Raw genomic sequence first — 12803 nt, 5'->3', positions numbered from 1 at the left:
AAAAAGTTTTTGATTTCTGGTCAAAAAATGTTGGTTACATGGTATCATAATAACAATGAAAACGACAGTTTTTCTCAATACATATCCTGAAATCTTTCTGAATAAATAAAACACCCTGACAGATTAAGGTTAACAGCAAGGGGGCTCATTATGGAGTTTGTCATTGGATTATTAATTGTACTGCTCGCGCTGTTTGCGGCGGGCTACTTTTTCAGGAAAAAAATCTACACGGAAATTGATCGTTTGGAATCTTGGAAGATTGAAATTCTCAATCGATCGATAGTGGAAGAAATGTCCAAAATTAAACATCTGAAAATGACGGGGCAGACAGAAGAGTTCTTTGAGAAATGGCGTGAAGAATGGGATGAGATTGTCACTGCCCATATGCCGAAAGTTGAAGAGCTCCTTTATGATGCCGAAGAATGCGCGGACAAATACCGGTTTAAAAAAGCCAATCAAGTGCTCGTTCATATCGACGATCTCCTGACAGCGGCAGAATCGAACATTGAAAAGATACTCCGGGAAATCAGCAATCTCGTCACAAGTGAAGAAAAGAGCCGCGAAGAGATTGAACAGGTAAGAGAACGCTACTCAAAGTCCCGAAAAAACCTGCTGGCATACAGCCACCTTTACGGAGAGCTTTATGACAGCCTTGAAGCAGATCTTGACGAGATTTGGAGCGGGATCAAACAGTTTGAAGAAGAGACAGAGGGCGGGAACTATATTACTGCAAGAAAAGTTCTCCTTGAGCAGGACCGCAATCTAGAACGGCTTCAGTCGTACATAGATGATGTGCCGAAACTGTTAGCCGACTGCAAGCAGACGCTGCCGGGCCAGATTGCAAAGCTCAAAGACGGATATCGCGAAATGAAAGAGAAAGGGTATAAGCTTGAGCATATCCAGATTGATAAGGAACTGGAAAACCTGTCAAATCAGCTGAAACGGGCAGAACATGTATTGATGACTGAGCTGGATATTGATGAAGCGTCTGCCATACTGCAGCTCATAGACGAAAATATTCAATCTGTTTACCAGCAGCTCGAGGGTGAAGTTGAAGCAGGCCAATCTGTGTTAAGCAAAATGCCTGAGCTGATCATTGCTTACGATAAGCTGAAAGAAGAGAAGGAGCAGACAAAGGCGGAAACTGAACTGGTGAAGGAAAGCTACAGACTGACAGCTGGTGAGCTAGGCAAACAGCAGGCCTTTGAAAAGCGTATTGATGAAGTCGGCAAGCTGCTAGCGTCAGTAAAAGATAAGCTGGATGCAGAGCATGTCGCCTACTCTCTTTTAGTTGAAGAGGTCGAATCAATTGAGAAGCAGATTGAAAAAGTGAAAAAAGACCATACGGATTACCGTGAAAAGCTGCAGGCTCTTAGAAAAGAAGAACTGCAGGCGAGAGAGACACTTGGCAATCTGAAAAAAACAATTTCTGAAACAGCAAGACTGCTGAAGACAAGCAACATCCCGGGCATCCCGAGTCATATTCAAGAGATGCTGGAAAACGCACATCATCACATTCAAGAAACGGTCAATCAATTAAACGAAATTCCTTTAAATATGGAAGAGGCCGGAGCCCATCTGAAACAAGCAGAAGATATCGTGAACAGGGCAAGCCGGGAATCAGAGGAACTGGTAGAGCAGGTTATGCTGATTGAAAAAATCATTCAGTTCGGAAACCGATTCAGAAGCCAGAACCATATTTTATCTGAACAGCTGAAAGAAGCGGAAAGACGGTTTTACGCTTATGATTATGAAGAATCCTATGAAATTGCGGCTGCAGCTGTAGAGAAAGCTGCGCCAGGTGCTGTGAAAAAAATAAAAGCAGATTTATCCGCTTAAATTCAGATCGTAAAAAAGAGCCCGCAGTTTATGAGCGGGCTCTTTTTTATTAAAAAAACGCCTGCGCAGTAACGCAGGCGACCATAACATTAACTTATTTCTTTAAGCTGTTGTTTGGATGTACCGATGAAAAAGGTAAGAATATAGCCGATAATGGCGGCGATGATTCCAGGAATCACCCAGCCGATGCCAAGGCTGTATAGCGGCAGATTCTCATTTAAAAACGTATTTAGAGCTCCGAGCGAAAAGCCGGCTGCTTTTATTCCGTCTAAAATACTGAATAACCCTGTACCGATTAAGCATGCAATGTAAACTTCACGTCTTTCTTTAAAGAGCTTATCAATAAATGAAAGAACGATAATGACAATGGCAAGCGGATAAATAGCTGATAAAATAGGAACTGAAAAAGCGATAATTTGAGCAAGCCCGAAATTAGAAATCATCAGGCTGAATAAAGTGACGATGGTAACGACAACTTTATATGATAACGCAGGGATAAGCTTTGAAAAATATGTGCCGCAAGAAGTGACAAGCCCAACGCTTGTGGTTAAACACGCGACTGTGATAGCTGATCCGAGTACGATATTTCCTAATGAACCGAATAAATAATGGGACGATGCTGATAAAATTTTAGCTCCTTCACCAACAGGCCCGATTGCGTTTGTGCTTGTTGCACCCAGATAGGCAAGAGAAACATAAATGAATGTCAGCCCTAATGCAGCAATTATTCCGGCTTTAATACAAGCTGCCGCAAGAGCTTTTGATTGTGTAACGCCTCTGCTTTTCACAGCATTTACAACGACAACACCAAATACGATTGAAGCAAGCGCGTCCATTGTTTTGTAGCCTTCCAAAAATCCTTTAAATACCGGTGTTCCTTTATATGCTTCCGTTACTGCACCTAAACCGCCCATTGGCGTGATAATCGCTTTGAGAACAATCACTAAAATAATTGTGAATTTAATTGGAGTAAGAATTTTTCCGATTCGATCCACGACTTTAGTTGGGTTTAGCGCTAAATAGTAAGTAATGCCGAAAAAGATGAGTGTAAAAATTAATAAAGACAGTCTTTCAGGAACGCCAGCCAGAAACGGAACCGCACCAATTTCATAAGAAACGGTTCCTGTTCTCGGGATGGCGAATAATGGTCCGATTGATAAATAAAGCACAACAGTAAATACTGTACCGAATGCAGGGTGAGCTTTATCAGCAAGTCCTTTAGCATCCTTGCCGGTTAATGCGATAGCGATAATTCCGAGAAGCGGCAGGCCTACCCCGGTCAGTAAAAATCCGCCGATGGCTTTCCAGACATTGTGTCCGGCTGCTTGTCCAAGTTCCGGCGGATAAATCATATTTCCTGCTCCAAAGAATAGCGCAAATAGCATGAAACCAATAATAATGGTATCTTTGACAGGCAGTGAGTGTTTCATGAAAAAAATCCTCCTAATAATTATGTTAAAATATTCAGTCAATTAATTGTCAGATAATATGACGAAACGAACAAATCTTATTATATGGTAAAAAAATTAGAAGTCAATACTAGCTTTTTGTAATTTTCTATTAAATTTTGTTATGGTAACATAAATATCATACCTTGTACCGCTTTCATAAAGGAGTAAAAAAAGATGATATATTTAGATAATAGTTCAACGACCAAACCGCATAATGAAGTCTTGAACGTTTATGAACAGACTAGCAGCCGATATTTTGGCAATCCTTCATCTTTGCACCGATATGGAGCCGAAACGGAACAGCTGCTTCAGGCAGCCAAAAATCAAATAAAAAGAGCCTTGGGCCTAAAGAATTATGATATTGTATTTACGTCAGGTGCTACAGAAGCTAATAATGTGGCTTTAAAAGGTGCCGCTTTGTCAAAGATAAAAACAGGCAAACATATCATTGCCACTTCTATCGAACATCCGTCCGTTACTGAATCTTTGGAGCAGCTGACAGAGCTATTCGGGTTTGAAGTAACTTATCTTTCAGTAAATGAAGATGGATTTGTGTCCATTAAGGAACTGAAAGATGCGATTCGGCCGGATACCGTGCTTGTCAGCATGATGCATGTGAACAATGAAGTTGGCTCGGTGCAGCCGATTGAAGAGGCCGGGGAAGTGCTGAAGCAGTATCCGAACATTCTGTTTCACGTTGATTATGTGCAAGGCATCTTTAAAGTTCCCTTGGCGATCGAGAATGCCGGCATTGATCTTTGTTCCATATCCGGCCATAAATTCCACGGACTGAAGGGGACAGGTGCACTTTTAGTAAAGGAAGGAACGCGTCTTATCCCGCTGATAACAGGCGGCTCTCAGCAAAAAGGCATACGTGCAGGAACCGAGCATACAGCAGGTGCGGTTTCACTGGCCAAAGCCATCAATCTTGCGGCTGATGATTATCATCATCACCTTGAAAGAATGGAGGCCGCAAAGGAATTGTTTATGAAAAGGCTGAGTGATTCAGACGGTGTTGTCTTAAATACGCCTCAATTCAATAGCGCTCCGCATATCATTAATTTCTCTGTGCCGGGCATAAAAGCGGAGGTGCTTTTGCACATGCTGGAGGAAAAGGATATATTCGTTTCAACAACATCAGCCTGCTCGGCAAAGGAACATAAACCGAGCAAAGTTCTGTTACAGATGGGCAAGGGAGAGCAGATCGCCGGAAGCAGCATCAGAATCAGCTTAAACTACAGCCAGACAAGCGATGTGACAGAGCCATTTATGAACGCGCTTGTGCCTGGCATCAAAAAACTAAAAAAAATGATGAGGTAGAATATGAATTACGATCATATATTAATTCGTTTTGGGGAGATATCAACCAAAGGAAAAAACAGAAAAAGCTTTATTGAACGTTTAAAGCAAAACGTCAGGCTTGTCCTGAAAGACTATCCGACATTAAAATACTTTTCAAATCGGGATCGTATGACGATTACATTAAATGGAGTGGATCCTGAGGCTCTTTTTCCTCACTTGAAACAGGTGTTTGGCATTCAAAGCTTCAGTCTGGCCATTAAGTGTGAGAGCCGCCTTGATGATATTAAGACAACTGCCCTGCAGGCGATCAAGGATCAATATCAGCCTGGTGATACGTTTAAAGTCGAAACGAAGAGAGCGTATAAACAGTTTGAATTAGATACGAATGAAATGAACGCTGAAATCGGCGGCCATATTTTGCGAAATACAGAAGGGCTGACAGTTGATGTCCGCAATCCAGACATACCGCTCAGAATTGAAATCAGGGAGGAAGCAACCTTTTTGACGATTCGCAATGAAAAAGGCGCCGGCGGACTTCCTGTCGGTTCAGCAGGGAAAGCGATGCTGATGCTTTCCGGCGGTTTTGACAGCCCGGTAGCCGGTTTTTACGCAATGAAAAGAGGACTCTCAGTAGAAGCTGTCCATTTCTTCAGCCCGCCATACACAAGCGAACGTGCGAAACAAAAAGTGATGGACTTAGCGAAGTGTCTGTCTCGCTTCGGAGGAAGCATGACGCTTCATATCGTCCCCTTTACAAAGACGCAAGAGCTGATCCAAAAACAAATTCCTGAAAACTATACGATGACGGCAACCCGCCGCTTAATGCTTCAAATTGCCGACAGAATCAGAGAAAAAAGAAACGGGCTCGCGATTATTACGGGGGAAAGCCTCGGACAGGTAGCGAGCCAGACGCTTGAAAGCATGTACGCGATTAATGCGGTTACGTCTACACCTATTCTGCGTCCGTTAATCGCCATGGATAAAACAGAAATCATCGAAATATCACGGGAAATCGGCACATACGAAACAAGCATCCAGCCATTTGAAGATTGCTGCACGATCTTTACGCCGCCAAGCCCGAAAACACGCCCGAAAAAAGAAAAAATCGAACACTTTGAGAGCTTTGTGGATTTTGAACCGCTGATTCAAGAGGCGGTTGATCACATTGAAACAATGACATTATATAGCGAACAAGAAGCAAACGACAAATTCGCAGAACTCTTTTAACGAAGAGCCGGCTCCTGTATACAATTACCAAAGATTTTCTGTATGAAGCCATGTGTTTTAACACATTCTATACTCACAAGGAGGTGAGACACATGGCTAACAATAACTCAGGTAACAGCAACAACCTTTTAGTACCAGGAGCTGCTCAAGCGATCGACCAAATGAAATTGGAAATCGCTTCTGAATTCGGTGTAAACCTTGGAGCAGAAACAACTTCTCGCGCTAACGGTTCTGTTGGAGGAGAGATCACAAAACGTCTTGTATCTTTTGCTCAACAAAACATGGGCGGAGGACAATTCTAATTTACAATTTCACATAATGGCTTTGGAGTGGGGGAATCCCCACTCCTTTTCATTTTTTACATATAAAAAAGGACCAGCGGCCTATAAAATCTATGTTTACAGAGGTTGTTTTTAGGCATATCCTTACGGAAAGAGCCTGTATTTATGTATAATGGGTGGAGAAAGTGAGGAGTTGTTCGTGTTGAAACGAGAAGATTTAATCGCCCCTATGCAATATAATTTAGTGAATGAAATGGAAAAGTTCAGTGCCGCTGGACAAAAAACCGCTCTTCTATGGGAGGATGAGTCGGGCAAACAAGAATCATGGTCGTATGAAAAGCTGATGGAAGAAACAAATAAAATCGGAGCCGTCTTAGCTGATCTTGGATTTAAAAAGGGAGACAAGCTGATTGTAATGGTTCCGCGGGTGCTTGAAGCCTATGCCGTTTATTTGGCTATCCTGAAATCTGGAATGGTCGTCATTCCGTGCTCTGAAATGCTTCGCGCGAAGGATCTTGAATACCGAATTGAACATGCAGAGGTAAAAGGCGCCATCGTCTATTCCGAATTTATCGGCGCTTTCCGTGATGTCAGTACGGCTGACAAACTGATTACACTGTCTATTGGTGATAATGATGCCGGCTGGAAAAATCTCTTATCAATTGAAGCGGACGGAAGCCAATTTAAAACAGCTGACACAACAAGAGATGATATGGCTTTCTTATCTTATACTTCCGGGACAACAGGTCAGCCGAAAGGTGTTGTACATACACATGGATGGGCATTTGCTCATTTAAAAACTTCTGCCGGCGCTTGGCTTGATATTTCTGAAAAGGATATCGTCTGGGCAACTGCTGCCCCTGGCTGGCAAAAGTGGGTATGGAGTCCGTTTTTAGCGGTGCTTGGCAGCGGAGCAACCGGTTTTGTGTACCACGGCAGATTCAAAGCAGAAAAATATCTAGAGCTTTTAAATCGTTACAAAATCAATGTTTTCTGCTGTACGCCGACGGAATACCGCTTAATGGCGAAGGTCGAAGGCTTGGACCGCTTTGATCTTTCTGCACTTCACAGCGCTGTTTCTGCAGGCGAGCCGCTCAACCGTGAAGTCATTGATGTTTTCCAAAAGCACTTTGGCATTAAGGTACGAGACGGATACGGCCAAACAGAAAGCACGCTCTTAGTCGGTGTTTTGAAAGATACGGCTATTAAACCGGGAAGCATGGGAAAACCAACACCGGGAAATCAGGTAGAGATCATCAATGAAGACGGTGAAATCTGCAAAACTGGTGAGGTTGGCGATATCGCTGTTCACCTCAGCACCCCGGCGCTCTTTAAAGAATATTTTAAAGATCCGGAAAGAATGAAAACACAAATTCGCGGCGATTATTTCCTGACAGGAGACAGAGCAAGAAAAGATGAGGATGGTTACTTCTGGTTTGAAAGCCGAAATGACGATATCATTATCAGCTCCGGCTACACGATCGGGCCATTCGAAGTGGAAGACGCGCTCGTGAAGCACCCTGAAGTCAAAGAATGTGCTGTTGTCGCAAGCCCGGATGAAATAAGAGGTTCCATCGTTAAAGCATACGTTGTCCTGCAAGATCACGAAAAACGCAGTGATGAGCTTGTCAAAGTTCTGCAAAATCATGTGAAGACCATTACGGCTCCATACAAATATCCAAGAGAGATTGAATTTGTCGAAAGCCTGCCGAAAACGGCTTCTGCAAAAATCAGACGAGTGGAATTAAGAAAACGTGAAGAACAGCTCAAAGCCAATAAAAAGGCGTAAAGAAAGAGAGTGAACGTGAATGAAGGCGATATGGCACGGCGGTTTCATTTATACGATGCTCGAAGAAGGCCGCCAAACGGAGGCTGTTTATGTTGAGGATGGTGTCATAAAAGGCACCGGCAGCTATGAGAGTCTGAAGAAGAAATACAGTTCACCGGAAACTAAAGACATCAGTTTGAACGGAGCAGTCATGTTTCCAGGATTTGTGGACAGCCATTTGCATCTGATCGGGCACGGAGAAAAACAGCTCCAGCTTGATCTGTCTTCGTTTACATCTAAAGAAGCTGTGCTGCAGGCTGCGAAGGCAAGAGAAGAAAGCCTGTCTGAAGACGATTGGCTCATTGGAGAGGGCTGGAATGAAAATCAATTCGAGAAGCCGGCTTATTTGACGAAGCATGACCTTGATCCTTTATTCCCGGACAGGCCCGTCCTGCTCAAACGGGTATGCAGGCATGCAATAGCGGTCAATTCTGCGGCGCTGCAAGCCGCAGGAATTTCAAAAGCCACTCCTGATCCCGATGGCGGAGTCATTGGCAGAGATGCAGACGGCGAGCCGACGGGGCTTCTGTTTGATAAGGCGCAGGATCTGGTCCTTCAAGCCGTTCCGCCTGTATCTCAGCACTATGTTGATCAGGCGCTTACAGCGGCCATTCAGGATTGCTGGACAAAAGGCCTGACAGGCGGCCATTCGGAAGATTTGTCTTATTACGGCGATGTGTCCGTTCCGATGAAAGCTTATGAGACGGCTGCGGCAAGCGGAAAGTATCCGTTTCGCTGTCATTTGCTCGTTCATCATGAAGCGGTTGATCGGTGGGAGAAAATGAAGAAGCCGTCTGGTCCGTACGTTGAATTCGGTGCGATGAAACTATTTTCTGATGGAGCGCTTGGCGGGAGAACAGCTTTGTTAAAAGAACCGTATCATGACGATCCTTCCACAAACGGTGTTCAAGTCCATGATGATGAAACACTGAGCGGCCTCGTTCAAAAAGCGAGAGAGAAAGGAATGGAGGTCGCCGTCCATGCCATCGGCGACCTTGCCTTTGAAAAAGTGCTGCAGGCTGTCGAGCAGCATCCGCCAAAAAGCGGCCGGCATGATCGTCTGATCCATGCTCAGGTGCTGAATGAAGAGCTGATTGAAAAAGCAGCACGCATGCCGATTGCTCTTGATCTTCAGCCTCATTTTGTCGCCAGTGATTTTCCTTGGGTGATTGACCGTCTTGGAGAAGACCGTATGAAAACAGCTTTTGCTTGGAAAACACTGATCTCTAAAGGCATTTTATGTGCAGGGGGTTCTGATGCTCCGATTGAGCCTGTTGAGCCGCTTCTCGGCATTCAGTCTGCGGTGCTTCGGACAAGCAGCCGCGAACAGAACGGTCCGAGCTATAACGAAAGCGAGTGTTTAACAGTATATGAAGCTATCAGGCTTTATACAGCAGGAAGTGCAGAGATCATTTACAAAGAACAGACACGGGGAAAAATAGCTGAAGGGTATGACGCGGATTTTACCGTTCTCAGTGAAGATCCGTTTACAATTGACCCGAAACAGCTTCATCTTTTAAAGATAGAAAAAACCGTTATCAACGGTCAGATTGTATATGAGAATCAACAATTAAAAAGGACAGGCGAATAGCCTGTCCTTTTCTTTTTCTATAAAAATGTCCGTTTTACTTTTTCCCAAAATGAATTGTCCTTTAGTTTCACTGTTTTTATTTTTTTATCAGACAGCTTGATTTCAATCGTTTTCACGTTTCTTGTGCTGAGTGCTTCATTGTCCAAACCGATAATCGGGTGTTCATTTCCGGCTTGCACCACACGAAGCGTCAGCTTTCGTTCAGAGCTGAGGACAAACGGAGAGCCTAGAGTGCGGTAGGTATTATTGTTAAGCGAAGCAAGCTCCGTCACCTGCATGCAGGGAAGCAGCGGATCAACGACAGCTCCGGCCACAGACTTATTATAAGCTGTGCTGCCTGTAGGCGTGGAAATAATCATCCCGTCTCCTCTGAACGTTTCGAAGTGCAGATCGTCAATCAGCACATCCATCACAAAGGTTTTAATTATGCTCGAACGAATGGAAACTTCGTTTAAACAATGAAAAGGACTGGTCTGATCCACTGTCACTTCAATCAGCGGATATTTTCTGACCTCAATTTGTTCAAACGTCATCGCATCCACCATTTTTTCATGCTCATCACTATTAAAATCACAGTATAAATGAGCTTTCCCCTTTTTGGTGATGCCGACGTATAAGCAGTCGTCACGGAAATTCGTCTTTCTGACCGCCTGCAAAAATGTACCGTCTCCGCCTACACTGGCAATAATATTGGCGTCAGAAGGCTGATTGACAACAGTAAATCCGTTCTCTTCAGCCAATTGTGTTAAGGAGCTGACTTGTTTGTTTGTGTCCTGGTCCTGTTTGTGAAAAAAATAAACATTACGGCGATGATCGGTCATATCCCATTTCCCCTTTGCTGTCATATTTAAATTTTTCTGCCATCCAGTATTTGTGATAAAATACCTTTGGTCATAAGTGTACCACGTTTGCCGGCAGCCCGTTAAGCCGGAGCTTTCTCATCAATGAAACATTTTTTTATTTGAATCGTATAATGAGAGAGTTGGGAAAAAGGAGGAGAAAAAATGAATGCAAAAAGATGGATCGCATTAGTGATCGCCCTTGGAATTTTTGGCGTGTCCATCATCGTCAGTATCTCAATGAGTTTCTTTGAAAGTGTCAAGGGTGCTCAAACAGACCTTACGTCACTGACAGATGAATCCCAGGAAGTGACGCTTGAAAACGGAAGCCTTTCCAGCAAAATCGCCGTTTTGGAGGTCAGCGGCACTATTCAGGATAATGGTGATTCAAGCAGTCTGCTCGGTTCAGACGGATATAACCACCGAACATTCTTAAAAAATCTTGAGCAGGCAAAAGAGGATGATGCGGTTAAAGGGATCGTACTCAAGGTAAACTCTCCGGGAGGCGGAGTGTATGAAAGTGCCGAAATACATAAAAAACTGGAAGAAGTAAAAAAAGAAACAAAAAAACCAATTTATGTGTCAATGGGATCGATGGCAGCTTCCGGAGGTTATTATATCTCAACAGCTGCCGATAAAATTTTTGCGACACCGGAAACCCTGACAGGATCTCTTGGGGTTATCATGGAGAGCGTGAATTACTCAAAGCTGGCTGATAAGCTCGGCATCTCTTTTGAGACCATTAAAAGCGGGACTCACAAGGATATTATGTCTCCTTCCCGTGAGATGACAAAAGAAGAAAAAAATATTATGCAATCTATGGTTGATAACTCCTATGAAGGCTTTGTCGATGTCATTTCAGAAGGCCGCGGCATATCGAAAGCGGAAGTAAAGAAAATCGCGGACGGACGCGTGTATGACGGGCGGCAGGCGAAAAAACTGAATCTTGTGGATGAACTCGGATTTTATGATGATACAATTGCGGCCATGAAAAAAGATCATAAAAACTTGAAAAACGCTTCTGTCGTCTCTTACGAGGAAAGCTTCGGATTAGGCTCTCTGTTTACCATGGGAGCGAACAAAATGTTTAAAAGTGAAATTGATTTTCTGAATATGAGAGAAGTTCTTTCACAATCCGGTTCGCCGAGAATGATGTATCTCTATGCGAAGTAGGAGGGGTCAATAATGGATGCGACATATGAAGAGTTAGAGCGCAGCGACATCGCAGGCCCGGATCAAGCGGAACAGCTCACACACGCATATGCGGGCTTTTGGGTCCGTTTTTGGGCTTTCCTGCTTGATTGGCTCGTTGTGTGGGGGTTAAACCATTTAATCGTTTCTCCCATCTTTACTTTACTGGATCTGCCGAAAACATCCGGCATGTTCACCATCTCAGCGTACAGCATCACAACGCTTTTCGTTTATCTGGCATATTTTGCGCTGATGACCAAATACTTCAGGCAAACGCTCGGAAAAATGGTGTTCGGCCTCAAAGTAATTTCTGTCAAGCAGGGCCATAAGCTGACATGGAGCACTGTGATTTTCCGTGAAGTGGTCGGGCGGTATATTGATAAGATTTGGATTTTATATATCGTCATCGCTTTTTCTCCTAAAAAACAGGGGATTCATGATTACATTGCTGATACAACTGTGGTGCACGAAAAATTATATCGTAAATAACAAATAAACCCGGACCCCGTCCGGGTTTATTTTTTGCTGAATGGGCGATAATGCTTCCTAGAGGAAGTGAAGAATATGGTATATGTGCTGTCAGCCATTCTTATTCTTATAGGTATCGTGCTGCTTCTCAGAATGAAAATTCATGTTGCCGCGGAGTATCTTCATGCTGAGGATAATGACAAAATAACTTTGAAAATTACAACGCTGTTTGGCCTGGTTCGGATTAAAAAAACAATTCCGGCGATTAAGGTGAACAAAGATGACGGAACAGTCAATATCAGACAGAACACAAAATCGAAAGTGAAAAAAAGCAGCAGCAAGAAAAAAATTACGTTTGATGATGTGCAGCAAAGCATCAATAAAATTGAAATGCTTTTGCATCATGTCACCAAGTTAAGGAAAATCAGCGCCTCTTTTATAGCGCATTTGCATATCACAAAACTCGAATGGATCACAGTTGTCGGGATTCATGACGCAGCGGTGACAGGTGTGTTAACGGGTGCCGTATGGGGAGTCAAAGGCGCTATCGCAGCTATGCTTCATGACCATTTAGACTTTGTGAACAAGCCTGTTTATGAAGTGATTCCATCGTTTCAAGTCCCTGTTTCCAAGACCCATTTTCAGTGTATATTCTTTTTTCGCTTTGGACATGCTATGCTTGCAGCTTTCAAATTCGTCAAATACGGACGGGAGCTTTCTGTATTAAAGAAGAATCCGTCAGCTCGAATGACTTCAAAGAATGATTCATCAGTTTAAGGAGGAAGC

Annotated in this window: 11 protein-coding genes; 9 read left to right on the top strand and 2 right to left on the bottom strand. The window is 43.5% G+C overall.

Going from position 1 to position 12803, the window contains the following annotated elements:
• Nucleotides 1-150: 150 nt before the first annotated feature.
• Entirely contained in the window at nt 151-1839 is a 1689-nt protein-coding gene (gene ezrA, locus P3L57_RS14495) for a septation ring formation regulator EzrA (RefSeq protein ID WP_059335591.1), read from the top strand.
• Nucleotides 1840-1928: 89 nt separating this feature from the next.
• Here the strand turns inward: ezrA and brnQ are convergent, their stop codons facing one another.
• Nucleotides 1929-3269 carry a branched-chain amino acid transport system II carrier protein gene (gene brnQ / locus P3L57_RS14490; protein WP_024122500.1) on the bottom strand — a complete coding sequence of 447 codons (1341 nt, stop codon included), beginning with the start codon at nt 3267-3269 and terminating at the stop codon, nt 1929-1931.
• A 195-nt stretch (nt 3270-3464) separates the two neighbouring features.
• On the opposite strand from brnQ, the gene P3L57_RS14485 reads away from it, so the two are divergent.
• The 5 genes from P3L57_RS14485 (at nt 3465) to P3L57_RS14465 (ending at nt 9519) form a co-directional block, all read left to right on the top strand.
• A complete protein-coding gene (locus P3L57_RS14485) occupies nt 3465-4610 on the top strand; it encodes a cysteine desulfurase family protein (RefSeq protein WP_059293417.1) in 1146 nt (381 codons plus the stop codon).
• A 3-nt stretch (nt 4611-4613) separates the two neighbouring features.
• Nucleotides 4614-5819: a tRNA uracil 4-sulfurtransferase ThiI gene (thiI, locus tag P3L57_RS14480; RefSeq protein WP_059335589.1), complete on the top strand. Its 1206-nt coding sequence runs from the start codon at nt 4614-4616 to the stop codon at nt 5817-5819.
• A 92-nt stretch (nt 5820-5911) separates the two neighbouring features.
• The gene (gene sspA / locus P3L57_RS14475; protein ID WP_014114778.1) at nt 5912-6121 is read left to right on the top strand and encodes an alpha type acid-soluble spore protein SspA; all 210 of its coding nucleotides are present in this window, start codon (nt 5912-5914) and stop codon (nt 6119-6121) included.
• 178 nt (nt 6122-6299) lie between these two features.
• Nucleotides 6300-7889, top strand: a complete 1590-nt coding sequence (mbcS, locus tag P3L57_RS14470) for an acyl-CoA synthetase MbcS (RefSeq protein ID WP_044153847.1) — start codon at nt 6300-6302, stop codon at nt 7887-7889.
• A 19-nt stretch (nt 7890-7908) separates the two neighbouring features.
• Nucleotides 7909-9519: an amidohydrolase gene (locus tag P3L57_RS14465; protein ID WP_069487065.1), complete on the top strand. Its 1611-nt coding sequence runs from the start codon at nt 7909-7911 to the stop codon at nt 9517-9519.
• A gap of 17 nt (nt 9520-9536) precedes the next feature.
• Here the strand turns inward: P3L57_RS14465 and P3L57_RS14460 are convergent, their stop codons facing one another.
• Entirely contained in the window at nt 9537-10340 is an 804-nt protein-coding gene (locus tag P3L57_RS14460) for an NAD kinase (protein ID WP_069487066.1), read from the bottom strand.
• A 183-nt stretch (nt 10341-10523) separates the two neighbouring features.
• On the opposite strand from P3L57_RS14460, the gene sppA reads away from it, so the two are divergent.
• The 3 genes from sppA (at nt 10524) to P3L57_RS14445 (ending at nt 12794) form a co-directional block, all read left to right on the top strand.
• Nucleotides 10524-11531, top strand: a complete 1008-nt coding sequence (gene sppA, locus P3L57_RS14455) for a signal peptide peptidase SppA (protein WP_059293420.1) — start codon at nt 10524-10526, stop codon at nt 11529-11531.
• 12 nt (nt 11532-11543) lie between these two features.
• Entirely contained in the window at nt 11544-12038 is a 495-nt protein-coding gene (locus tag P3L57_RS14450; protein WP_044153850.1) for an RDD family protein, read from the top strand.
• 75 nt (nt 12039-12113) lie between these two features.
• On the top strand, nt 12114-12794 hold the full coding sequence (locus P3L57_RS14445; RefSeq protein ID WP_059293422.1) for a DUF2953 domain-containing protein: 681 nt from the start codon (nt 12114-12116) through the stop codon (nt 12792-12794).
• Nucleotides 12795-12803 lie beyond the last annotated feature (9 nt).

This window comes from Bacillus sp. B28, from assembly GCF_029536185.1.
Taxonomy (GTDB): domain Bacteria; phylum Bacillota; class Bacilli; order Bacillales; family Bacillaceae; genus Bacillus; species Bacillus halotolerans.
The sequence above is the reverse complement of the archived record's forward strand: the minus strand, read 5'-3'. Positions and strand labels throughout refer to the sequence as shown.

Excerpts from the sequence above, each read along its gene's own strand:
- ezrA (WP_059335591.1), top strand. The coding sequence starts at position 151 with ATGGAGTTTGTCATTGGATTATTAATTGTACTGCTCGCGCTGTTTGCG.
- brnQ (WP_024122500.1), bottom strand. The coding sequence starts at position 3,269 with ATGAAACACTCACTGCCTGTCAAAGATACCATTATTATTGGTTTCATG.
- P3L57_RS14485 (WP_059293417.1), top strand. The coding sequence starts at position 3,465 with ATGATATATTTAGATAATAGTTCAACGACCAAACCGCATAATGAAGTC.
- thiI (WP_059335589.1), top strand. The coding sequence starts at position 4,614 with ATGAATTACGATCATATATTAATTCGTTTTGGGGAGATATCAACCAAA.
- sspA (WP_014114778.1), top strand. The coding sequence starts at position 5,912 with ATGGCTAACAATAACTCAGGTAACAGCAACAACCTTTTAGTACCAGGA.
- P3L57_RS14465 (WP_069487065.1), top strand. The coding sequence starts at position 7,909 with ATGAAGGCGATATGGCACGGCGGTTTCATTTATACGATGCTCGAAGAA.
- P3L57_RS14460 (WP_069487066.1), bottom strand. The coding sequence starts at position 10,340 with ATGACCGATCATCGCCGTAATGTTTATTTTTTTCACAAACAGGACCAG.
- sppA (WP_059293420.1), top strand. The coding sequence starts at position 10,524 with ATGAATGCAAAAAGATGGATCGCATTAGTGATCGCCCTTGGAATTTTT.
- P3L57_RS14450 (WP_044153850.1), top strand. The coding sequence starts at position 11,544 with ATGGATGCGACATATGAAGAGTTAGAGCGCAGCGACATCGCAGGCCCG.
- P3L57_RS14445 (WP_059293422.1), top strand. The coding sequence starts at position 12,114 with ATGGTATATGTGCTGTCAGCCATTCTTATTCTTATAGGTATCGTGCTG.